General features: G+C 73.5%; 19 protein-coding genes. 11 read left to right on the top strand and 8 right to left on the bottom strand.

Going from position 1 to position 23,110, the window contains the following annotated elements:
* Positions 1–363: 363 nt before the first annotated feature.
* Positions 364–774: a hypothetical protein gene (locus tag KGD83_RS18270; protein ID WP_249351937.1), complete on the top strand. Its 411-nt coding sequence runs from the start codon at positions 364–366 to the stop codon at positions 772–774.
* A gap of 359 nt (positions 775–1,133) precedes the next feature.
* Here the strand turns inward: KGD83_RS18270 and KGD83_RS18265 are convergent, their stop codons facing one another.
* A complete protein-coding gene (locus tag KGD83_RS18265; RefSeq protein WP_212644487.1) occupies positions 1,134–2,438 on the bottom strand; it encodes an HNH endonuclease signature motif containing protein in 1,305 nt (434 codons plus the stop codon).
* Positions 2,439–3,323: 885 nt separating this feature from the next.
* Between KGD83_RS18265 and KGD83_RS18260 the strand changes: the two genes are divergently transcribed.
* The 4 genes from KGD83_RS18260 (at position 3,324) to KGD83_RS18245 (ending at position 8,240) form a co-directional block, all read left to right on the top strand.
* Positions 3,324–3,743, top strand: coding sequence for a DNA-binding response regulator (locus tag KGD83_RS18260; RefSeq protein ID WP_212640335.1), 420 nt, complete (start codon positions 3,324–3,326; stop codon positions 3,741–3,743).
* A gap of 117 nt (positions 3,744–3,860) precedes the next feature.
* Positions 3,861–4,154, top strand: a complete 294-nt coding sequence (gene tatA / locus KGD83_RS18255) for a Sec-independent protein translocase subunit TatA (protein ID WP_212640334.1) — start codon at positions 3,861–3,863, stop codon at positions 4,152–4,154.
* 324 nt (positions 4,155–4,478) lie between these two features.
* Positions 4,479–5,375 (top strand): diacylglycerol/lipid kinase family protein, encoded by an 897-nt coding sequence (locus KGD83_RS18250; protein WP_212640333.1) that lies wholly within the window; start codon positions 4,479–4,481, stop codon positions 5,373–5,375.
* Between the two features lie 12 nt (positions 5,376–5,387).
* A complete protein-coding gene (locus KGD83_RS18245) occupies positions 5,388–8,240 on the top strand; it encodes a DEAD/DEAH box helicase (RefSeq protein ID WP_212640332.1) in 2,853 nt (950 codons plus the stop codon).
* 76 nt (positions 8,241–8,316) lie between these two features.
* Here the strand turns inward: KGD83_RS18245 and KGD83_RS18240 are convergent, their stop codons facing one another.
* The gene (locus tag KGD83_RS18240) at positions 8,317–9,321 is read right to left on the bottom strand and encodes a LacI family DNA-binding transcriptional regulator (RefSeq protein WP_249352471.1); all 1,005 of its coding nucleotides are present in this window, start codon (positions 9,319–9,321) and stop codon (positions 8,317–8,319) included.
* Between the two features lie 419 nt (positions 9,322–9,740).
* On the opposite strand from KGD83_RS18240, the gene panD reads away from it, so the two are divergent.
* The 4 genes from panD (at position 9,741) to KGD83_RS29040 (ending at position 13,418) form a co-directional block, all read left to right on the top strand.
* Positions 9,741–10,145, top strand: a complete 405-nt coding sequence (gene panD / locus KGD83_RS18235; RefSeq protein ID WP_212640330.1) for an aspartate 1-decarboxylase — start codon at positions 9,741–9,743, stop codon at positions 10,143–10,145.
* A gap of 291 nt (positions 10,146–10,436) precedes the next feature.
* Positions 10,437–10,694 (top strand): hypothetical protein, encoded by a 258-nt coding sequence (locus KGD83_RS18230; RefSeq protein ID WP_212640329.1) that lies wholly within the window; start codon positions 10,437–10,439, stop codon positions 10,692–10,694.
* Positions 10,695–10,789: 95 nt separating this feature from the next.
* Positions 10,790–12,091 carry an MFS transporter gene (locus KGD83_RS18225; protein WP_212640328.1) on the top strand — a complete coding sequence of 434 codons (1,302 nt, stop codon included), beginning with the start codon at positions 10,790–10,792 and terminating at the stop codon, positions 12,089–12,091.
* A 517-nt stretch (positions 12,092–12,608) separates the two neighbouring features.
* A complete protein-coding gene (locus tag KGD83_RS29040; protein WP_212644486.1) occupies positions 12,609–13,418 on the top strand; it encodes a DUF4352 domain-containing protein in 810 nt (269 codons plus the stop codon).
* Positions 13,419–13,451: 33 nt separating this feature from the next.
* Here KGD83_RS29040 and KGD83_RS18215 read toward each other — a convergent pair whose 3' ends face one another.
* From KGD83_RS18215 to KGD83_RS18205, 3 genes are all read right to left on the bottom strand, one after another.
* On the bottom strand, positions 13,452–14,312 hold the full coding sequence (locus tag KGD83_RS18215) for a (2Fe-2S)-binding protein (protein WP_212640327.1): 861 nt from the start codon (positions 14,310–14,312) through the stop codon (positions 13,452–13,454).
* Between the two features lie 376 nt (positions 14,313–14,688).
* Complete coding sequence (locus tag KGD83_RS28985; RefSeq protein ID WP_256448789.1) at positions 14,689–14,817, bottom strand: hypothetical protein; 129 nt, start codon at positions 14,815–14,817, stop codon at positions 14,689–14,691.
* Between the two features lie 494 nt (positions 14,818–15,311).
* Positions 15,312–15,557: a hypothetical protein gene (locus tag KGD83_RS18205; protein WP_212640326.1), complete on the bottom strand. Its 246-nt coding sequence runs from the start codon at positions 15,555–15,557 to the stop codon at positions 15,312–15,314.
* A 620-nt stretch (positions 15,558–16,177) separates the two neighbouring features.
* Between KGD83_RS18205 and KGD83_RS18200 the strand changes: the two genes are divergently transcribed.
* Positions 16,178–16,972, top strand: a complete 795-nt coding sequence (locus tag KGD83_RS18200; RefSeq protein ID WP_212640325.1) for a TetR/AcrR family transcriptional regulator — start codon at positions 16,178–16,180, stop codon at positions 16,970–16,972.
* Positions 16,973–17,097: 125 nt separating this feature from the next.
* On the opposite strand, the gene KGD83_RS18195 is transcribed toward KGD83_RS18200, so the two are convergent.
* Positions 17,098–18,129, bottom strand: a complete 1,032-nt coding sequence (locus tag KGD83_RS18195) for a methyltransferase (RefSeq protein ID WP_212640324.1) — start codon at positions 18,127–18,129, stop codon at positions 17,098–17,100.
* A gap of 445 nt (positions 18,130–18,574) precedes the next feature.
* Here KGD83_RS18195 and KGD83_RS18190 point away from each other — a divergent pair, with 445 nt between their 5' ends.
* Positions 18,575–19,204, top strand: coding sequence for a class I SAM-dependent methyltransferase (locus KGD83_RS18190; RefSeq protein WP_212640323.1), 630 nt, complete (start codon positions 18,575–18,577; stop codon positions 19,202–19,204).
* A 119-nt stretch (positions 19,205–19,323) separates the two neighbouring features.
* On the opposite strand, the gene KGD83_RS18185 is transcribed toward KGD83_RS18190, so the two are convergent.
* Together KGD83_RS18185 and KGD83_RS18180 are read right to left on the bottom strand one after the other, a co-directional pair.
* Positions 19,324–20,526 (bottom strand): JmjC domain-containing protein, encoded by a 1,203-nt coding sequence (locus tag KGD83_RS18185; protein ID WP_212640322.1) that lies wholly within the window; start codon positions 20,524–20,526, stop codon positions 19,324–19,326.
* Positions 20,527–20,762: 236 nt separating this feature from the next.
* A complete protein-coding gene (locus KGD83_RS18180; protein WP_212640321.1) occupies positions 20,763–22,943 on the bottom strand; it encodes a prolyl oligopeptidase family serine peptidase in 2,181 nt (726 codons plus the stop codon).
* Positions 22,944–23,110 lie beyond the last annotated feature (167 nt).

Raw genomic sequence — 23,110 nt, 5'->3', positions numbered from 1 at the left:
GTCCGCAAACTCGCCCGTGCTCAGTGTGGCCGGAAGTGTGCGAACGGTGTCCGGCGGTGGCGCCGGTGGGACCGGCGGGCTCCGCAGGTCCACGGTGGGTCACGCCGTGGCCGGGCGGCAGCTGGAAGGTGGTCGGGCCGGGTGGCTGTGGTCCGGCCGAAGTCGTTTGGGGCGGGCCGCAACACGGACGCCCCGCGGTAGGGCCGTAGCGCCGTACCCCTTGGCCGGAAGCGGCCAGGGAGTGCGCCGACCGTGGTGGCGTGCCTAATCTTGTCCCCATCCTGTGGCCGACCCGACGCGCATGGTCACCGACCTCAGTCAGCCGTGCCCGGGCGATCCTCCCGACTCCGAAGGTGCGTGATTGTGCGATCCCTTACCGCGGTCCTCCTACTCGCGGCGGTGACGGCGTGCGCGGGCGCCGACGGAGGCGCTGACGACGGCGCCGCTCCTTCCTCTTCCCCGCTGCCCTCGGCTGCGGAGACGGTGACGCAGTCCCCGCCTTCCTCACCTTCCCCTTCGCCCTCGGAGTCCTCGGCGGCCGATTCCGGGGAGGACGCCACCGCCGACGTCTGCGGCAGAGCCGTCGAAGCCGCTCAGGCCCGGGAATCCGGTGCCGTCCAGCTCGCCGAGAGCGGGGAGCGGCTGACTCTGATGGCGGTGGCGGCGGCGCCCGCGATCGAGGATGAGGTGCTGCAGATCTACAACGACAACTACGACCAGCCGCAGGAGGCGGTATCGCTGATCGCGGACTGGTGCGAGGAGAACGGCTACTAGGTCGTTGAGGGGAGCGCTCCGGAGCGCCCCGGCGCGCCTCGGAGCGTCTCGGATCGCCTCGGAGCGTCTCGGAACGATCGCGGGTGTAAGGCAGGCGGTCAACGCCTGCTGTACGCGCGTGGTGGCTCGCTCCTGCGGCGCCTGCTGCCGTGTAGTGGTGCGGTTCGCGTTCAACGCCCGGGGTTGGGTGATAGTGGGGCTCTGCTGCGTTGGCAGCGAAGGCGGCGGGGCTGGCGGGCCTCGGGCAGCGCTACCGGCCCCTGGGGCGGGGCGGGCGACGGTGGCAGCGACGAGGGTGGGCGCGGGGCCCGGGCCGCCCGTTGGGCGCGGGCGTGCCGGGGACCGGCACGACCCGGGGGTCATTCCCGGGGCGGTGGAACCGGGTCCCTGTCGGGCGGGTGGTCTCGTCCCCGTCCCCGTCCCTGGTGTTGGTGCTGGTGTGTGCGTAGTTCGCGTTGGTACTTGGCCCGGTTGTGCGGCCCGCACAACGGTTGCAGATTGGCCACCACCGTGCGCCCGCCCCGGGAGAACGACCGCACGTGGTCGGCCTGGCACAACGCCACCGGCACCTCACACCCGCCCGGGTGGGCGCAGGTGGTGTGCCCGTGGAAGGCTGCCGCCCGCTGCCGGGCTGAGGCCAACCGTCGGCCGGACCCCACGTCCAGCACCTGTCCGGTGGGCGGTGCGGTGAGCATCCGCACCACCTCGGAGTCGGCGGCCAACTCGTGCACCAGCCCGACCGGGATCACCCGGCCGTGCTCGTCCAGCGCCGGAACTTCCTGACCTTGAACGTCCAGGTAGGTCTGTACGGGTACGACGATGCGTATCTGCGCCAACGGGGCGGGGGCGTTGGTGCATCCGGTGTGGGTGGTGGCGAAACGTAGCGCCGCGATGAGCGCGTCGTGCTCACGCTGCGAACGACTGCGCGTGTCCTCCTCCGAAGGTGGGGTGGTGAAGGTGTCGATGGCCGCGCGCACGACCAACGCGTCCCCGGACCCGCCCCAAGCCTGCAACTGGTAGCTGCCCTGGAAGGTCTCGTGCAGGCTCAGGCCACGGGCCGCGTGGGCGGCGGCGTGGTCGCGGTCCAAACGGTGCGGATCCAAACGGTAGGCGACCTGGCGGGCCACCGACTGGAGCTGGTTGACCGACAACGCGGGCCGCTCCGCCTTGGCCGCCACCAGAGCCGACTCGAACCCCTGCCGGTACTTTCCCTGGTCGGGGAAATGGTCCTCGTCACGGGCCTGGACGGCTTTGTCGGTGGCCTTGGCGATCACCACCGCCTCACCCAACACCACCCGGCCCGCAGCCACGGCCTGGGCGGTGGCGGGCAGCGTCTCCTCCTGTACATGCTGGGCCAAACGCGCCAAATCCTTGGCCTGGGCGGTGGGCAGCGCGGCGTGGTGCACCAGCCACTTGTCCAACGTGGAGTAACCGCTGTAGCGGGCCACCGCACCGCGCGCGTACAAACGCGCCATCCGCGCCAGAGCCTGGTAGCGGATCTGGTCCAGTTGGGCCCACAGCGCCGCGATCTCCTCAGCGGCTGCCTCGTCCGCCCCGGGCGGGACCTCGGTGTTCAACGCCCGGTCGATGATCTCGCGCGCACCGGCCAGCGCGGCCACGGCCGGGGAACATCCCCCGGGAGCCGCCTCGGGCGCTGCGATCATCATCTCCATACTTCTTATTATAGGCCAGCACCCGCCCTTTCCTCCACCATTCACAGAGCGAATATGAAGTCTTTCTTTCTGGGGCCCGATCCTCATTGGGGCTCCATATTTAAGGCGCACTCAAAAGGCGTCCGAAAATGCGCACCTGGAATAACGGCTGGCATTGGTGTTGCCGTCGCCCGCCCCGGCCGCAGGTGCCGGGATCGTTGCCCGAGGCCGGAGGGTCCGCTTGCCGTTGGTGCCGACGCAGCGAAGCCCGGCCACCTCCACACCCCGGGCGTTGGTCGCCCTCCGGTGGTCGTTCCTGCCTTTGGTGCCGCTTTTCGTCGGTCGCCCACGCCCCCACCCGGCCCCGGCCGTTCCCCGCCGTCCGTGCCCTTTCGCGGCAGCTGGCGCGCTTTCGTTGCCGCCAGCAACCCCCGCCAAGAAACGCGTAGAGGAGAAACCTGTGGACGGCCTCTCCCTGCCCCTCGCTTATTTATCCCTGCTGGCCTGTGAACTGCGGGGCATGGGGCGCGGGGCACGGGACGCGGGATGTTTCAGGGCACGCCGAAAAGCTCACTGGGTGGGATCCCCCCTATTTCCAGGAAACCATCACCGCACCACCCACGACCAGCCCCAATTCCCACCTGTGGAAAACCCAGCCGCTTCCAGGCAACCTGGGTACCGCCACCCACCCCGTCCCACACCAGCCCGACATTCCCCCTGCCCCACCCCGGGACCGTCCCTCCCCAACCACCCCGCTCGGCCCCGCATCCCCCGAGACACCGAGGTGTAGGGACTCCGTTAGCGTTCGCGCCCCGCCCCGTGGGCGACTACACGGCCAGGGTCTTCACCTAGCCGGAGGGCCTGCGGGTCGAGCGCGGGTTCTGCCGCCTGGTCGGCGTGGACTCCCGCTCCGAGCAGTCCTGGCCCGCCTACCTGCGCGCCCGCAGGGTGACCCTGCGCGCCCGCGGCCACCACATCGCGGTCGCCGCGGACGGCGCCGACGCCCTCGACACCGCCGTCGAGCAGCGCCCGGACCTGTACGTGATCGACCCGGGCATACCGCACCTGGGAGGGGTTGAGGCCGTCGAGGGCCTGCGCGGCCGGACCAGCGCCCCGATCCTCGTCGTCTCCGGGCGCACCGGCTCCGTGGACGAGGTCCAGACGCTCGACGCGGGCGCCGACGACTACGTCACCGACACCGGTTACCTGCGTCTGTGCGTCTTCCAGTTGCGCAAGAAGCTCGACCCCGATTCCAAGGCGTCGCGGTTCCTCATCAGCGAGCCCGGCATGGGGTACCGTTTCCAGCCCCCCGGATGACAGGCGTCGCACGCGTGGTTCATCGTTGAGTCGAGCGGCCGTGGACCCGGGGGACCGGGCACCCGAGCCGAGGAGGCCGTGCCGCGTGGCACGCCGCGGAAGAAGGAAGTGAGAACGATGGGTTTCGGGGCACGTGAGATCCTGATCCTCCTGGTCATCGCGCTACTGCTGTTCGGAGCCAAGAAGCTCCCGGACCTGGCGCGCTCCCTGGGCCGCAGCGCCCGCATCCTCAAGGCCGAGACCAAGGGCATGCACGACGACGCCGACGGCGCGCGGTCCGCCGAGCCGCAGCGGGCCGCCGCGCAGCCCCGCCCCCAGCCCCAGCAGCCGACCGCGCAGCCGACGCTGGAGGGCAGGGTCATGACCCCCGAGGAGTACGGCACCGCGCATCCCCACACCGCCGGGAGCTGAGGCCGCCTCGCGGGCCGGGGCCGGCTCCTCACCCCGGTGGTTGCACGGGCGCGCGATCCGGCATGACCGAAATCCGGGGCCCTCGGCCGGTGCGGCGGGGCCCGCACGGGGCCGCCGGAAACCTGGTGGCCGACTGGTGCGGCGGCGGGGCCGGTGTGGGTAGTGTGACCCAGCGGGTACCCCGGCCGGGCCCGCGGTCCGGGCCGGGAAGCCCGCAGCCACACCGCCGCGCGCCGTTCCCGCCCCCGTGGCCGATGGGAGACGAGCGCACCGGGCACGGGGCGCCCCGGCGCGCCCCGCGCCCCCGTTCCCGCTAGGACTCCCATGCCCCCACACATCGCCCTCCTGGTCAATCCCAACTCCGGGCGGCGCCGCGCGGCCGTCGTCGCGGTCCGCCTCAAGGAGGCGCTGCGCGAGGCGGGGGCCCGCGTGCACGTGTACACCGGCCGCTCGGCCGCCGACAGCCGCCGCATGGCCCGCCTGGCCGCCTCCGACCGGCCCGACGCGCTCGTGGCCGTGGGCGGCGACGGCCTCGTCCACCAGGCCCTCCAGGCGGTGGTGGGCACCGGGGTCCCCCTGGCCGTGGTCCCCACCGGGACCGGCAACGACATCGCCCGCGCCTTCGGCCGCCCGAGAGGGTCGGCCGGGGACGTGGCCGAGGCTGTCCTGCGGGGGCGCACCCGCCCCGCCGACGCAGTGCGCCTGACCCTGGCCGACGGCACCCAGCGCTACTTCCTCAGCGTCTTGGCCTGCGGCTTCGACGCCCGTGTCAACGAGCGCGTCAACGGTTTCCGCCACCGGATCGGCCGTGTCGGGTACGTGGCCGGGATCCTGGCCGAGCTGCGCTCCTTCCAGCCCATCGACTACGACATCGAGGTGGACGGACGCCGCATCGCCGAGCCGGGGATGCTCGTCGCGGTCGGCAACACCAGCGCCTACGGCGGCGGCATGCACGTGTGCCCCGACGCCGTCCCCGACGACGGCCTCCTCGACGTGGTCTTCGTCCGCCAGGCGCCGATCGGCCGCTTCCTGAGCGTGTTCCCCCGCGTCTTCAACGGCAGCCACACCGGCCTCGACGAGGTGGTGGTCGAACGCGGTCGCACCGTCACCATCCGCGGCGCGACCGGCGTCGCCTACGCCGACGGCGAACGCACCGGGGAAGCGCCCCTGGTCTGCGAGGTGGCACCCAAAGCGGTCGAGATGTTGGAGCTGACCTCATAGGCTGGAGGCCATATGAGTAGTCACGCTGAGCGGTACGCCGCCTTCCGTCGGCGCCAGGGGTCCTCCAGCGCCGCCATCGAGGCCTTCCAGGGCCTCTACGGGTTCGAGTTCGACCCCTTCCAGGTCCGGGCCTGCAAGGCGCTGGAGAACGGCCACGGGGTGCTGGTGGCCGCGCCTACCGGCTCCGGCAAGACCGTGGTGGGCGAGTTCGCCGTACACCTGGCTCTGGGCGAGGGCACCAAGTGCTTCTACACCACGCCCATCAAGGCGCTGTCCAACCAGAAGTACAACGACCTCGTCAAGCGCTACGGCGCCGACCAGGTCGGCCTGCTGACCGGTGACAACAGCGTCAACGGCGAGGCGCCGGTGGTGGTCATGACCACCGAGGTGCTCCGCAACATGCTCTACGAGGGCTCGGCCACCCTCGGCGGACTGGCCTACGTGGTGATGGACGAGGTGCACTACCTCGCCGACCGCTTCCGCGGCGCGGTCTGGGAGGAGGTGATCATCCACCTGCCCGAGTCGGTGCGCATGGTCGCCCTCTCGGCCACCGTCAGCAACGCCGAGGAGTTCGGCGAGTGGCTCCAGCAGGTGCGCGGCGACACCACCGTCATCGTGGACGAGAAGCGGCCCGTGCCGCTGTGGCAGCACGTGATGGTCGGCAACCGGGTCCACGACCTGTTCGTGGACATGGAGGAGGACGCCGGCCCCGGGTCCGAGGACGGGGAGGGGCGGGAGGGCTCCACCGGACGCGCCAAGAAGCGCAGGCGCGAGCGCCGCCGCCAGGGCTGGCAGCCCCGCGAGATCGAGGTCGGCGGGCAGAGGCTGCGGATCAACCCACGGCTGACCCGGTTCGCCGAGGAGGACTCGCGCGTCACCCAGCTGGCCAACCGCCGCCGCCACCCGCAGTCGCGGGCCCGCGGCAACGTGCGCCCGCGCTCGCGGTTCGCGCCGCCCTCGCGGCCCACCATCATCGAGGAGCTGGACGACGACGGCCTGCTGCCCGCGATCACCTTCATCTTCAGCCGGGCGGGGTGCGACGACGCCGTCCGCCAGTGCCTGGCGGCCGGGCTGGTGCTCACCACCCCGGAGGAGGCCGACGAGATCCGCGAGTACGCCGAGACGCGGTGCGCCGACATCCCGCCCGCCGACCTGGCCGTGCTCGGCTTCGAGCAGTGGCTGCGCGCCCTGGAGGCGGGCATCTCCTCCCACCACGCCGGGATGCTGCCCGCCTTCAAGGAGATCGTCGAGCACCTGTTCTCGCGCGGCCTCATCCGCGCGGTGTTCGCCACCGAGACCCTGGCCCTGGGCATCAACATGCCCGCGCGCACGGTGGTCATCGAAAAACTCGACAAGTGGAACGGCGAGACCCACGCCCAGCTCACCCCCGGCGAGTACACGCAGCTCACCGGACGCGCCGGGCGGCGCGGCATCGACGTGGAGGGCCACGCGGTGGTCGTGTGGCAGGCCGGGACCGACCCCGAGTCGGTGGCCAGCCTCGCGGGCACCCGCACCTACCCCCTCAACTCCAGCTTCCAGCCCTCCTACAACATGGCCGTGAACCTGGTCGGCCAGGTCGGCCGCCAGCGCAGCCGCAACATGCTGGAGGCGTCCTTCGCCCAGTTCCAGGCCGACCGCGCCGTCGTGGGCCTGGTCAAACAGCTGCGCAAGAGCGAGGAGGCCCTGGAGGGCTACGCCCAGGCGGCCGAGTGCCACCTGGGCGACTTCATGGAGTACGCCACTCTGCGCCGCGCCCTGAGCGACCGCGAGTCCATGCTCTCCAAGAACCGCTCGGCCCGGCGCCGCGACGAGGCCCTGGAGAGCCTGGAGAAGCTGCGCACCGGCGACATCATCCGCATCCCCTCGGGCCGCTACTCCGGACACGCGGTCGTGCTGGACCCGGGGCTGCGCCACGACCTGCCCGCGCCCCTGGTGCTCACCGTGGACAAGCAGGTCAAGCGGGTCAACGCCAGCGACTTCACCGTGCCGGTGCACCCCTCCGGGCGCATCCGCGTGCCCAAGTCGTTCTCGGCCAAGTCGCCGCGCTCGCGCCAGGACCTGGCCTCCACACTGCGCAACAAGCTCAAGGAGCGCGGCACCGACCCCGTCTACGAACGCGGCTCGCGCGAAGCGGGGGAGGACTCCGAGGTGCTGCGCCTGCGCGGGGAGATGCGCCAGCACCCCTGCCACGGCTGCGCCGACCGCGAGGACCACGCCCGCTGGGCAGAGCGCTACTTCCGCCTGCGCCGGGAGACCGACGGCCTGCGCCGCCGGGTGGAGGGGCGCTCGCACGTCATCTCCCGCACCTTCGACCGCGTCTGCGGGGTGCTGGACGACCTGGGGTACCTGGAGGGCGACAGCGTCTCCGACGACGGGTCGCGGCTGGCCAAGGTCTACTCCGAACTGGACCTGCTCGTGGCCGAGTGCCTGCGCCGCGGCCTGTGGAAGGGACTGACCCCGGTGGAACTGGCCGCCTGCGCCGCCTCGCTGGTCTACGAGGCGCGCCGGGGCGACGACGCCTACCCGCGCCTGCCCGGCGGCCGGGTGGACGAGACGCTCGCGGAGATGGTGCGCCTGTGGGGTGATCTGTCGGAGGTCGAGTCCCGGCACCGGGTGTCGTTCCTGCGCCAGCCCGACCTGGGCTTCGTGTGGACGGCGCACCGGTGGGCGGGCGGCGACCGGCTGGACGCCATCCTGCGCCAGGCCGACATGCCCGCCGGTGACTTCGTGCGCACCGCCAAGATGCTGGTGGACATGCTCGGCCAGATCGCCGGGGCCAGTGGCGACGCCGAGGTGCGCACCACCGCGCGCAAGGCCGGTGACCTGGTGCGGCGCGGAGTGGTGGCCTACTCCTCGCTCACCTAGCGCACCGGCCGGGACCGTCGCCGGTGGGCCGGGCGGCTGCACGGCCGCGGCGGGAGGGGCGGGCCCGGGCGGGCCGTCAACGCGGGTCCGGCGGTGGGATCTCCCCGGACCCGCGCACGACGAGCGCGGTGGGCACCCGCTCCTCGCGGGGCGGGCCGTCGTCGCCCGCGATGCGCGCGAAGAGCCGCCGCACCGCCAGGGCGCCGATCCGCATCACGTCCTGGGCGATCACGGTCACCCGGGGCGTGAGCAGGTCGGCCATGGGGAAGTCGTCGAAGCCCACCACCGCGACGCGCTCGTGCAGGCCGCGTTCCTGGAGGGCATGTATGGCGCCGATGGTCAGCAGGTTCTGGGCGGTGAACAGCGCCGTGGGCGGGTGCGCGGAGTCCAGCAGCGCACGGGCCGCCCGCGCCGCTGCGGCGGAGCCGCCCAGGTCGCACACCACGCGTCCGGGGCGCTCGGGCAGGCCCCGCTCGGCCAGGGCGGCCCGGTAGCCCGCCAGGCGCTCGCCCGCCGTGCTGACGCCGCGCTCGTGGCCAAGGAAGGCGATCTCGGTGTGCCCGTGGTCGGCCAGGTGCAGCACCGCCTCGCGGGCCCCCTCGGTGTTGGCGGCCATGACCGCGTCGGCGTCCAGGCCGCGCGGCGGTCGGTCGGCGAACACCACCGGGGTGCCGGTGCGGATCTCGCGGTGCAGGTAGCCGTGGTCTGGCGCGGCCGGGACCAGCAGGATGCCGTCCACCCGGTGCAGGGTGGCCGCCCGCACCAGCTCCAGCTCGCGCCGGGGGTCCTCGTCCAGGCTCCCGGAGAGGACGAGGGTGCCGTGCTCGCGGGCCACGTTCTCCACCGCCCGGCTCAGCGTGGCGGAGAAGGGGTTGGCGACGTTCTCCAGCAGCAGGGCGATCTGGCGGGTGGCGCCGTCGGTGCGGCGCAGGCTGGAGGCGGCCAGGTTCGGCCGGAAGTCCAGCTGCGCGACGGCCCGCATGACGCGGTCGCGCAGTTCCTCGGAGACGGTGGAGACGTCGTTGACCACGCGCGAGACCGTCTTGAGGCTCACCCCGGACAGGGCCGCGACGTCGCGCATGGTGGCCCGGCGCACCGGGTCCGCCGTGGTCCCACCGCCGTTGTGGTCCACCGCCACCAACCCCCTCGTCCCGACACCGGCCGCGGCGTCCCCGGCACGGAGCGGGGCACGGCGCGCGGCGACCGCCCGGGGGCTCAGGGAGGTCCGGGCACGCGCGGTCCCATTGTGCCCCAGCGGCCCCGGCGGGTGAGCGCGAACGCCGCAGACGCCTCCCCTTCGGCGAAGGGGGCGGTGGGGTGCGCGGACGCGGGAGAGCGCCCGGGTGGTGCACGCCACACGCGGAACACCCCGGCCGCGGGCGCTGTTGGACGCGATGGCGGGCCCCGGTGGCCCGAGCGGCACCCGGAGGGGGTCATCATGGAGAGACACGGGACCCTTGGGCCTGTAGTTCGCAAGACACCTGAAACGAGGCTTGAGCAGTGCTGCGCACCCTCATCAACGGCAAGATCCACCGCGCCACGGTCACGCAGGCCGACCTGCACTACGTCGGGTCGGTCACGATCGACGCCGACCTGATGGACGCCGCCGACATCGTCGACGGCGAGCAGGTCCACATCGTCGACATCGACAACGGCGCCCGGCTGGTCACCTACGCGATCACCGGCGAACGCGGTACCGGCGTCATCGGCATCAACGGCGCCGCCGCCCGGCTGGTCAGCCCCGGCGACCTGGTCATCATCATCTCCTACGCCCAGCTCACCGAGGCCGAGCGGGCCGAGCACGTCCCGCACATCGTGCACGTGGACCGCGACAACGGGGTCATCTCCCTGGGCGAGGACCCGGCCGAGCCCGTGCCGGGCAGCACACTGGTCTCCGGGCGCTGAAACCGGCCCCCCGGAACCGGAGCGCCTGACCCGGCCCCGCCCGCCGGACTCCCCGCGGTGCCCGTGCCGACGCCCCGCCGTCGGCGCGGGCACCGTCGCCGTACGGGGGCCGGCGTCCTCGCAGGCGGGACGCGCCTCCGGGGCGCGGGCGCGGCGTCCGCGCGGCTCCCCGACCCGCTTCCGTGCGGCCGAAACCTGCGAACCGGGAGACCGAATCCCGTGTTCGGCAAGGGCCGCAGGTCACTGGCGCCGTGGCCGGTTCCGGCCTGATCACCCTGGCCCGTGCCGGGTATGTCCACCATCGGCATGGACAGGACTGGGGAGCAGGAACAGCGCCGGATCGCCGAACACATCGAGTGGCAGAAGCAGGGTGCGTGGGTGGTCCTGTGGGGTCCCTACACCCGCTGTTTCTGGGCGTTCGCGTGCTGGCCCGTGATCCCCGCGGGCGGCGTCGTCATCAGCGCGCGCGACCCGCACACCCTGTACTCGGAGATGCGTTACGTCGAGCGCGAGCACGACTTCCTGCGGTGGCGCTACGGACGCCACTGAGCGGCGTCCGGGAGGATGTGTATTACGACATGGCGGACATAACACGCTTCTGACTAGGATTCCTCCGTTGGTAGGACCAAACAGAGGACGCACGCGTGTCGACACACACCGCTCAGCCAGGGCAACCCCTCACCGACCCGGAACGGGCCCGGCTCCAGCGGCGCACCGTCCTGGTCCTCATGCTCGCCCAGATCGTCGGGGGCGTGGGCATGGGCGCGATGATCGCGGTGGGCGCGCTCATCGCCCTCGAACTCACCGGTTCCGACACCTGGTCCGGCATGGCCACCACCATGATCACCCTGGGCGCCGCCGTGTTCGCCCTGCCGCTGGCCTCTCTGGCCGCCCGTCGCGGCCGCCGCCCCGGCCTCGCGCTGGGCTGGATGCTCGGCGCGCTCGGCGGCACCGTCGTCATCGCCGCCACGGTGCTGGAGGCGTTCGCGCTGTTCCTCGCGGGCATGGTCCTGGTCGGCGCCGGGACCGCCACCAACCTCCAGGCGCGCCACGCCGCCGCCGACCTGGCCTCCGAGCGCAGCCGCGGCCGGGACCTGTCGATCGTGGTCTGGGCGACCACCGTCGGCTCGGTGGCGGGTCCCAACCTCACCGGCCCCGGCGCGCGCGTGGCCGACCTGTTCGGCCTGCCCGACCTGCTGGGCCCGGTGCTGTTCACCACCACCGGGTTCGTCCTGGGCGGGCTGCTGATCCTGGCCCTGCTGCGTCCGGACCCGCTGCGCGCGGCCACGGCGGGCCGCCCCTCCGGCGGCGCGGCCCCCTCCGGCGACCGGCTGTCGGTGGGCGGGGCGCTGCGGGTGGTCGCGGCCAGCCCGGGGGCGCTGCTCGCGGTCGTGGGCATCGTGGCCAGCCACACGGTGATGGTCGCGGTCATGACCATGACCCCGGTGCACATGTCCCACCACGGCGCGGCGCTGACCGTGATCGGCCTGACCATCTCCCTGCACATCGCCGGTATGTACGCCCTGTCCCCGGTGGTGGGGTGGCTCACCGACCGGTTCGGTCGGGTGCCCGTGCTGCTGGCAGGTCAGGGCATTCTGGTCGCCGCCGCGGTGGTGGCGGGCACGGCCGGGCACGACGAGGCCAGGGTGACGGTCGGGCTGGTGCTGCTGGGGCTGGGGTGGTCGTTCGGGCTGGTGTCCGGGACGGCGCTGCTGGCGGAGTCCCTGGCCGCGGACGTGCGCCCCCGCGTGCAGGGCGTGAGCGACCTGGTGATGAACCTGGGCGGCGCGGCGGCGGGCGCCCTGTCGGGTGTGGTGCTGGCCCAGGCGGGCTTCGGCGGCCTCAACCTGTTCGCGGCCGTGTTCACCGTGCCGGTGTTCGTGCTCGCCGTGCGCGCCCGACTGGCCCGGGCGGACCGGCTGGAGCGGGCCGGGCAAGCGGGCTGACCACCGGTTCGTCCGCCGCCGCGGAGCGGGAGGACCGCGCCCCTCGGCTCCTGTCGTGCGCCCTTTGCCCGGGCATTGCCGAAAACGCCCCGTCACCTCCGCGCGCGGGCCCGCTCCCGCGGTTACCGTGCAGGCGTGAGGCGCCCGGCGGCGGTGAGCCGGCGGGCGGACCGCGCTGACATGAGGGGTGTTCTCAGTGTCCGATCGGGAGTCCGAGGGTGCGCCGCCGGAGCAGTCGGGGCAGCACCCGGACCCGGTGAACCACCGTCCGCCGGAGGAGTGGCGTCCCGGCGACGCCGGTGACCCGGTCGAGGGCGGGCCGCAGCCGCCGGGGGAGCCGCCGCACCGCTTCCCCCACCGGGAGACGCCGCCGCCCGGTGAGGGCCGACACCCGCACGGCGGTCACGAGAGCCCTCCCTCCACGGGTGCCCACGCCTACGGGGAGCCTCCGGCCGGGGGAGGAGCCCCCGCGGACGTCCCCCCGGGCGGGCACCCGACGGGCGCTCCGCCCGAACCGGTGACCGGTGAACTCTCCGAGGGGCCCAACGGTCCCGGCCAGGCCGGATACGAACACGCGGGCTACGCCCCCGGATACGGGGAGTCGGACGAGACCGCGACCGGTGCGGGCGGGCAGCCCCCCGGCGGCCCCCCGGGCAACTTCAGCTCCGGTCAGGGGCCGGGCTACGCGGCGGCGGGCGGCTACCCCTCGGGACAGGGGCCGGGGTACGCCCCGGGGCGGACCGGCGGCTACGGACAGGCCTACGGCTACGGACCGGAGTCCGGCGCTGGCCGGGGCTACCCGCCCCAGGGCGGTTACGGGCCGCCGGAGACCAGACCCACCCCGTGGGGCAAGATCCTCGGGATAGGCTGCGGCGTCCTGCTGCTGCTGATGTTCGTCATCGCCGGTTGCACGACCGTCGTCCTGTTCGCGGCGGCCCACAGGCAGACCCCGGCGCAGGAGACCGAGTCCCGGCAGGAGGGCGGCGAGGCGGCCGGGCCCCGGGTCGAGCTCACCGCCTCACCCGCCGACTTCGACCCCGGGCCGCTCTACACCGAAGGGGACTACACCAGCATCGACGTGTCGGTGACGAACACCGGCCAGGAGGACGTCGAGGTCAACCCGCTCTACTTCCGGGTCGTGGACGTCCGGGGCGGGCAGCACAGCACCTCCGAGGCCATCGGCATGGACGCCGACGAGATCGGCGCGCGCACGCTCGCCCCCGGGCAGAGCGTCTCGGGGGTCATCACGGTGGAGGGCGAGGTGGAGCCCGAGACGGTGGTCTTCTCGCCCTTCTTCGGCGAACCGGTGGAGGTGCCGGTCAGCTGACCGGCGGCGCCGCGGGAGGGCCCGGGGGAGGGCTCAGGGGGCCAGCGCCGGGTCGCGCAGCCACTCCGACAGGTCCTGCTGGCGCTCGCCGTCGCACTTGAGCGGGCACGTGGTGCAGTACCCGTGCTCCGGGTCGCCCTTGTAGTCGAAGCAGCAGGTGCCCCGCACCGCCCAGGTTCCGCGGGGGTGGTCGGGCGCGAAGGGGAACAGGCGCGGGCGCCTGCGGGTCACCGCGCCCGCCGCGACCACCGCGTCGCCCAGGCGGGTGGCCAGATCCCAGGCCTGTTCGGGGTCGCGCCCCAGGTAACGGGCCGGGTTGAGCATGTAGAAGTGCAGGGTGTCGAGGACCCAGCCCCACAGGGTGCGCTTGCCCGAGCGGGTGTGCCCGTGCAGGGCGTCGATGATCGGCTCGAACGTGGCGAACAGGGCCTCGGCGGCCATCCGCAGCTGGGCGTCCTCGTCCTCGGCGACCACGGTGCCGGGGTGGCCGACGGCGGGGTCGTCCGGCAGGACCGCCGTCCGGGTGCCGACCGAGGCGGGTGTGCCGAATCGCGCCAGCCCCGAGTCCCAGGGCAGGTAGAGGGTGTCCGGGCTCAGCAGCGGTGCGCGCCCGGTCAGGTACAGCGAGGCCGAGACCAGGAAGATGGGTTCGCGCAGGGTCACCCGCAGGAAGTTCGTGGCGGCCGGGAGGCGGTGGCCGGGACCGTGCTCGCTGCGGAGGCGGTCGTACAGGACCGGCAGCCAGCCGTCCGCGGCCATGGCGCCCGCCTGGTGCCACTGCACGCGGCCGCGGGGAGCGGCGGAGAGCTCCTCGAAGGAGAGCAGGTCGGGCAGGGGCGCGAACTTCAGCGGCGCACAGGCGTCGCGGAACGCGTCGAGCGGGTCTGGTGTCACCGCTGTACCTGCCCTTCGTCGCACGATGTCGTCATGTCCGGGGGTCGTGTGAGTGCAGTGACCTTCGGGGGACGAGTACATCTGCGCCTCTTAAGTGAGGCTACCCTAACGAACACGTGTCCCGCAATGATCATCGGATTATCCCCTAACCGAAACGCGGGTAGAAGATGCAGGTCCGGGTTGTTTTATCCGGGTGTGCGCCGGGGGTGGCGTAGGTCACCGGTGCCGTTTCCGTTGCATTTGCGGTGTGACGCGAGTGACGGAAGAGGTGACAGAGACAGACCCACGCGTCCCTCCAGTCCCACGCGAGCGGTGTCGAACGCGGGCGCCGCCCGACGCGCACGCCGCTGACACACGGAAGGACCCTGTGCGGGATTCAGGCCGTGGCGTGCGGACGCCGCCCGGGCGGGCGGCGGTACTTGAGCCACCACTCCACCAGCAGCAGCGGCACGATCCAGGACGGGAAGGCGTTGGCCGGGGCGATGAGCAGGCCGGGGACGCCCACGAGCGGGACCCCGGCCAGGGCGTAGACGCGGCCGCTCCAGCGGTGGACGGCCGGGTGGCGGGCCGAGGTAGGGCGGGAGGGCGTAGACCAGGCAGGTCGCGCTGAACAGGGCCAGGGGCAGGATCCAGGGGTGCTGCCACCAGCGGGCGCCGTAGCTCTTGTGCGACCGTTCCTGAACAGTGATCAGGAGGACCCCCCGGGGGGCACTTTGGCACCGCGCCCGTCCCGAACGGTGCTGGATGGGCCGGGTCACCGCGTTCCCGCCCCGCCCGGCCGCGCGCATCGCGTGCACGCGCCGTGACGGCTGGGCGGTTTGCCCCACGCCTGTGACTGCCCGGTGCGGCCTGGACGGTCCGATGCCCCGCACCATCACCCTGGTGGTGCGGGGGCGGTGCCGTCCGTCGCCGGGCCGGGTGTCCCTGGGCGCGCCGCCCGACCGCGATGCCGGCCGCATCGTGCCGGGAGACCTTCCGGCGTTTGGTGGTCAGGGGGTGTCACCAGTGCCGGGCACCCCACCGGGAGGTGTAGGCCGGGTCCACGGCGATGACCGACACTCCCAGGGTGCGGGCCATCGAGGTCAGCCGGGACCGCAGCCGGGCGGTGGGAGAACCACTGATCAGCCGCCGGAACCTCGTACGGCGTCCGTGCTTCTCGCGGGCGAAGTCCGGGTCCTCCGCGGCGACGGCCCGCACACCGTGTGTCGTGACCCAGCGCAACAGCCGGGACGGGGCGTGGCGCACCTGGGCGTCCCGGTGGGAGGCGCTGCCGGACAGGTCGAAAGCACGTACCGACCGCGCGGGGCGTCGGCCAGGTGCGCCGAGGGGGCGGGCGGCCGGGTACTGACCTGCCCGTCAGGGGTGATGCGGATGGTCCCGTTGCCGTGGCGTTCGCCGGACTCACCAGCAGCGGACAGGAAGAAGCGTCTGGAGGCGGTGCAGGTGGGCGGCCTGGCTGCGGCGTGCCAGCGCCCACTGCCGCCGCGTGCCGGTACCCGCCATCTCGCCCCCCTCCCACCCCGCCGGTTCCGCCGCTGCGTTCGATGCGACCGCAGCCAGGACCAAGGGCGCCTGTCCCGAGAATCAGCGAACTCCCCGGACGGGTCTTCTCCGTCGCGCCATGCGCAGGGGTGGGGCGCACAGCCGCACACCGCTTTCCGACAGCAGCAGGGGCTCGCTCGTGTGCCCTCGTGCGCGTTTGAGCGGCTTCCCGACCCAGCAGCCAACAACCCCTCGGTGCTGATGGCCGGGGCCGTGCGGACGCGGCAGTGTGCTCGATAAATTGTTTATGGCCTACATGTATAAGTGTAAGCGATACACAGATCTAGGATGGTGTCAGCGACGCAGCCGACGACGGGTGGGGTATGACGGCCGAGCACCAGGGGACGAGCCGGATGGAGCGGGAGGTCGAGCTCCTGTGGGGGCTGCGCCAGCCAGAACCGCGGAGGGGTCCCAAGCCCCGGCTCAGCCGGGAGGCGGTGGTGGCGGCGGCGGTGGCCCTCGCCGACGCCGAGGGTCTGGAGGCCGTGTCCATGCAGCGGGTGGCCCGGGAGCTGGGCTACACCACGATGTCGCTGTACCGGTACGTGGACAGCAAGGAGGACATGCTCGTCCTCATGAGCGACGCGGCCATGGACGGAGATCCGCCCCCGCCGCGCGAGGACGGGGACTGGCGGACCGGCGTGGAGGAGTGGGTCCGCACGGCGGTGGCCATGTACCGCCGCCACCCGTGGACGGTCTACCTCACCCTGAACGGGCCGCCCAGCGGGCCCAACGGACTGCGCTGGATGGAGGCGGGGCTGCGCGAGGTCTCACGGTCCGGCCTGGACATCGGCTGGTCGCTCCAGGTGCTGACGATGCTCTCCGCCGTCCAGCGCGAGACGGTCCGCATCGAGCTGGACATCAGCCGCGCGGCCCGGGCGGCGGGCGGCACGATGGCCGACACCGGCCGCGACTACAGCAGGGGACTGCGCCGGGTCGTCACCGCGGAGCGGTTCCCCACCATCGACCGGCTGCTCCGGGAAGGGGTCCTGGAGGAGACCCCCGGCGCCCCGCAGGAGGGCGCGGGCGGGCTCGCGGAGGACCTGGACTTCTCCGTCCGCCGGATCCTGGACGGCATCGAGGTCTACGTGGAGCGTCAGCGCGCCGGGGGGGAGTAGGACGGCCCCGCGCGCGGGGCGGCAGCGGGGACGGCCGCCGGAGCGGCTCTCGAGGCCGCTCCGGCACCGTCCGTGCGGCGGCCGCGACGCGGTGCGGCCACCGACGGGGCGAACGGGATCGGTCGCTAGTCCGCGGCCACGGCTTCGATCACCGAGTAGGGCCGCGAGATCGCCGTCTGCTTCGCTCTCCGCAGCCCCGCCCTGGTCAACAGGGCGTCGAACTCGGCCATGTCCCGCTCCTTGCCCTCGGTGATGACGAGCATGTTCATGTCCATGAGAGCGGCGTCCAGGCCGGGGTCCTCGACAGGACCCACGACCATCTCCACGATGCACACCCGCCCCCCGGGCGCCATGGCCTCGCGGCAGTTCTCCAGGATCCGCACGCAGTCGTCGTCCTGCCAGTCGTGCAGGACGAACTTGAGCAGGTACAGGTCACCCGGCGGAACGGCGTCGAAGAAGTCACCGCCGACCACGGTCAGCCGGTCGAGCAGACCGGCGCCTTCGGCCTCGGCGCGCGCTCCCGCGGACGTGCCCGGCAGGTCGAGGACGACTCCCCGGGCCCCGGGGTCGCGTCGGAGGAACTCGTGGACGAAGGTCCCGTTGGCCCCGCCGACGTCGACGATGGTCGGAGCTCCGGAGGTGTCGATCACCGCGGCGGCCTCGGGGGCGACGGGACCGGTCAGGTCGGTCATCGCGTCCGAGAACAGCGCGCCCTCCTCGGGGTTGTCCGCGAAGTAGTCGAAGAGCGGGGAACCCAGGGCCTGGGCGGAGCGGGTGCTCCCGGCGCGGACCGCGTCGGTGGCCTCGGCCCAGCTCCTCCAGTGCCCTGGCATGGTCTGGACCATGGACCAGTTGGCGAGGGTGCCGGGGGCGCCGCGCCGCAGCGTGGCGAGCAGGTCCGTCGCGGAGAACCGTTCCGTGGCCGGGTCGAAGGACACCAGGCCCAGGGCCACGCACACGCGCAGAAGCCGGAACATCGCCTCCGGGTCGGTGGAGGCGGCGTCGGCTATCTCCCCCGCGCTCCTGGGCCCTTCCTCCAGGTGTTCGGGGAGCGAGAGCGCCGCCGCGGTGCGCACGATCTGGCTCGTCCACATCCCCTGGGTGTAGGACATCATGGTCTGGTACTCGGTGCTGAGCGCCGTCTGCGGGGAGTTCACTTCTCTACCTTCGACTCTCTGTCTTGACTTCTCTTTGGAGTTGGCGCGTCACACAGGGTTGCGGCGTCGCGCGTTCCGCTAGCGCGGAAACGGCCGGATCGGTCCCGCGCACGGGGATGAACCGCACGGTTCGCGGCTCCGAGTTCGACGGACGCGGCCCGTCTCCGGGGCGAACGCCCCCGTCACCGGTCGGACACGGGGGCGTCCGTCTCAAGGAGTGCTTGGTCCGCGCGGCGATCCGCGGCGGGAGAGGGCGCGGGGCAGGGGGCGATGAGTGTCCGGGGCGCGGATACGTTCTGGTGCCATGCTCGTGCGCGCTCCCCCTCGGTTCCGTCGGCCTGGCGGCCCGCCACTGTCACGCGTCGCGAGCGTGAAGCCACCCGTACCCCCCGAAAAAGCCTCGAAACGGCACGGGAAGCGGCCGCGGGTGCTAGCTTGCTGTTCCGTGACAGAGCACCAGGAACGGACCGGGGCGGCCTACGACGGGGTCGTGGAGCTGTACGCGTCGATGTTCGCCGACCGGCTGGAGACGCAGCCGTTCTCGCGCAACATGATCGGCACCTTCGCCGAGCTGGTACGCGCGACGGGGAACCCGCGGGCGGCCGACGTCGGCTGCGGGCCCGGGCACCTGACGGCCGTGCTGTGCGAGCTGGGGCTGGACGCCCGCGGGTTCGACCTCTCCCCGGGCATGGTCGAGCACGCTCGGCGGGCCCATCCGGCACTGCGGTTCGACCAGGGGCGGATGGAGGCCCTGCCGGTCGGGGACGGCGCGCTCGGCGGTGTGCTGGCCCACTACTCGATGATCCACACCCCGCCCGGGGAACTGCCCGCGCTGCTCGCCGAGCAGGTGCGCGTCCTGGCTCCGGGGGGCCTGCTCCTGGCCTCGTTCTTCGCGACCGAGGGGCCGGAGCCGGTCCGCTTCGACCACAAGGTTGCGCCCGCCTACAGCTGGCCGGTGGACCGGTTCGCTGAGCTGCTGACCGGAGCCGGACTGGTCGTGTTCGCCCGGCTGCTCCACGACCCGGCCTCCGAGCGGGGCTTCCTGGACGCCCACGTGCTGGCGCGTCTGCCCTGAGCGGTGCCGGTTGCCCTCGGGGCGCGGGCAGCGCGAAGCAGGTGGGCCGGGGACCCCCTGCTACCCAGGCAGGCGCGCGCGGGCCGGACCCACCAGGCCCTTCCCGCGCCTGTGGACGGCTACCGCACCACCACCAGGTGGTGCCGCGACAGCGCGGACACGACCTCCGCCGTCCGCTCGACCTCCGCGCCCGCCCGCTCCGCCAGTTCGGCCACGCTCAGCTCCCGGTGCTCGGCCAACGCCTCCAGAACCGGTCCGACCACGGCCGGGAACCGGTACCGGCGCCCGCCCACCGTCACGGCCACCCTCTCGCCGTCGTGCGACACCGGCGGCGGCAGGATCGGCACGAACTCCACCCGGGCGTGCGCGGGCGGCGCCCCCTCTTCCACCGGCCACGGCAGCGAGAACGAGGTCCGGCGCGGGAAGCGCGCGTCCCGCTCGGCCAGGAAGCCGTCCAGGTCCAGCTCCTCGGCCAGCTCCGCCATCCGGGCCGCCAGCGCCCTCTGGTGCTTGCGCCGCACGTCCGGGTCGGCGAAGCGCGGCAGGTCCCTGCGGAACACCTCCTCCTCGAAGAGCCGCCGCACCAGCGCGTCCGCCCACTCCACGCCGGTCGCCCGGGTGAAGCCGAAGGTCAGGTGCATGCTCACCCCGCCGGTCCCGGTCACCGTGTGCCACCAGCCGCGCGGCACGTGGATGACCTGGCCCGGCCGCAGCACGCCCTCCCACACCAGGTGCAGCTCGCCGTCGGCGTCGCGTGGCGGCGTGTGGGCGTGGTCCACGTCGTTCTTCATCGGGTACGGGCGCGACCCCGGACCGTGCACCTGCCAGTGCTTGGTCCCCTCCACCTGGACGATCACCGTGTCGTGGTCGTCCCAGTGGGTGTCGAAGCCGCGCGAGCCGCCCCAGATCAGGTACAGGTTGGCCTGCGCGCGCTCGCGCACCAGCCGCATGAGGTCGTCGGCGGCCGCGCCTACCGGCGGGTGCATCCGGTCCACGCTGTCCAGGACCAGGCTCGCCCCCTCCCGCAGCTCCCGGTACAGCGCCTCGGGCCGCACCACCCGCCGCGCGCTGCGCGATGAGGTCGCCGCCTCGGTGTAGCGGTCGGCCGGGACCGGGGACCCGTCCCGGTGCAGGCGCAGCCTGGGCGGTTCGGGGGAGCAGGTGGCCAGCAGGCCGTTGAGGTCGTCGAAGGTCAGCAGCGAACGCACCGCGTCCGCGCCCAGGTCGGCGAAGACGAACTCCTCGGACAGGCGCTCGGTGAGGGCCTCCCTTCCCACGACGTCGCTCAGGGTCCGGGTGAACAGGTGGCCGGGATCGGTCATGAGGGGGCGTCCTCTCCGTGCACGGGGCCGGGCCCCGCCCGACCCGGGGGGACCGGGCCGGGCGGGACGCGATCAGATGAAGTCGGAACTGGAGTCGGTGCCGTCGCTGTCGCCGCCCGCGGTGATGTCGCGGGAGGTCACCTCGGCCAGGTCCTCGGTCTCGACCTCGATCGGGTCCATACGCACCACACCTCGCTTTCTGTGTGCCGTTTCTCTTGCCAGGACCGCCCCCGCGCTCAGCGCGGCGACAGCCCCGTCCGGTGGGCCGCGAACGCGTGCGCGTCGGCGGCCAGTCCCACCGCCCGGCTGACCGCGCGCGGGCCGTGGCCCACGTCGCGCTCGTACCGGAGCAGGACGGGCGGGCGCCCCTCCTCCCGCGCGGCCGCCGCCAGCAGCGCCGCGCACATCTTGCGCGGGTGGGCGGCGTCGGTGCGGGTGTCACCGTGGAAGCCGGTGAGCAGGACGCCGGGGAAGCGCCGTCCGGGCCCGTCCCCGGTGCTCTCCAGCACACGGTGGTAGGGGGAGTAGGACATCAGGGCGGCGAAGTCGTCGGGGTCGGCGGCGCTGCCGAACTCGCGGGTCCACATCCGGCCCAGGCCCATCCGCTCGAACCGGGCCATGTCCGCCAGCGGCGCGGAGGCGATCACCGCCCCGCACAGGTCCGGGCGCGCGGTCGCGGCGGCCAGGACGAGCAGTCCGCCCGCGGAGCCGCCCGACAGGCACAGCTGTTCGCGAGTGCACATCCCCGCCCCGACCAGGGCCGCCGCCGCGGCCACCAGGTCCTCCACGGCGCGCGGCTTGCCGCGGCCCGAACCGGCCAGGTGCCAGTCGCGGCCCGCGTCCCCGCCGCCGCGCACGTGGGCGACGGCGTACCGGCCGCCCGAGAGCAGCCAGGCCAGCACGGTCGCGCTGAACCCGAACTGGCGCGGGCGTCCGAAGCCGCCGTAGGCGTGCAGAAGGGTCGGCTCGGGGATCAGCCCGCTGCCGGGCGCCGCGTGGTCGCGGCCCGCGGCGGTGAACACGGTCACCGGGACCCGGGTGCCGTCCGCGGAGCGGCACCAGACCACCGAGCGCTCCACGTCCGGGGAGGGCGGGGCTTCGGCGGCGCCGGGCGGCCAGGGGCGCGGGGTGCGCTCCCCCGGGGGCAGGCGCAGGACCCGCTGCTGGGTGGCCACGTCCGCGTACCCCAGGTACACCGACCCGTCGGGCGCCGTCTCCGGTGTGGAGACCATCCCCTCCCCGGGCAGGTCCACCGTGTACAGGAGCCCGCCGGTCCGGGTGTCGTGGACGGCCGCGGCGCTGATACCCAGTCGGGTGCGCGCGACGAACAGGGCGGTGCCGCCCTCGGGTCCGGCGGGGCAGGGCGCGAAGGCGTCCAGGGTCGCCCCGTCCTCCTCGGGCACCACCTCGCGCCAGTGCCCCACACCCGGCTCCTCGGGGGAGACCGCGCAGATCCGCCGCCACGGCGCGCCCAGGGTGGTGCGCAGGTACAGGAGGCCGTCCGGGCCCAGCCGGGCCTCGGTCTCGGCCTCCTCGCCCACCTGGACGGGCCGCAGCGGGGGCCGCTCGGGGAGGTCGGCCGGGCCGGTCTCACAGGTCGGGGCGCTCGGGTCGGCCGGAGCGGCGGGTCGGGTCGGGCCGGTCAGGTCGGCCAGCCACAGGTCGGTGCGGTGCCCGGTGCCGTGGCTCTCGGACACCAGCAGCCACCGGCTCCCCAGGACGCGCACCCCGGGCACGGTCCCGGACGCCGCGCAGGCGTGGACCAGGGTCTCGGTGCCGTCCAGGACCCTGCGCAGCCACACGCCGCGCACGCCCCTGGCGCCGTCGCGGCGCACGTAGTAGAAGGCGGGGACGCCCCGGGGCGCCCAGGCCACGTGGGAGTAGCGCACCTCGGGCACCTCGGGGCCCACGGGCTCCCCGCTGCCCGCGTCGATCACGCGGAGGGCGCCGCGTTCCACGCCCCCCGACGAGGTCTGCACGGCGACCAGCCCCCCGTCGGGGGAGGGTTCCCAGGCGTCCAGGGTGGTGTGTCCGGCCGGGTCCTCGGCCACGGGGTCGTAGACGGTGCGCGGCGGGCCGTCCCCGGTCAGGACCACCAGGCGGGGGTGCTCGCCCCCGGCCGGGCGCACGGTGGCGAACACCGCGCCGGGCCGGTGCACCGGCGGGCTCCACAGGTCGGTGTCCACCAGGGAGCGGATGAGTCCGGCCAGGCGGTCTCGCAGGGGCCAGGTGAGCGACTCCGCCGCGTACTCGCGGCCCCGCTCCTCCAGCCAGCGCAGCGTCTCGGGGGAGTCGGCGGACTCCAGCCACCGGTAGGGGTCGGGCACGGGACGGCCGTGCAGGACGTCGACGGCGGGCTCGGGCTCGGGCGCGGACTCGGTGACGAGAGCGGCTCCGGGGGCTCGGTTGGACACCACACAATCGTTGGGGTGCGCTCATCCGGGGGTCAAGAAACAGATGCCTTGCCCCAAGGTGCGTGACTGTGTCCTAGGAGCAAGGTTTGCCCCGTTGCGCACTGGATAGGGTCCGGGCCCCCGCCGGGCCCCGCGCACGGGCGCGCCCCGCCGGGTCCCTCCCGGAGGAG

This window comes from Nocardiopsis akebiae, assembly GCF_018316795.1.
Classification (GTDB): domain Bacteria; phylum Actinomycetota; class Actinomycetes; order Streptosporangiales; family Streptosporangiaceae; genus Nocardiopsis; species Nocardiopsis dassonvillei.
This window is presented reverse-complemented; position numbering and strand designations above follow the sequence as displayed.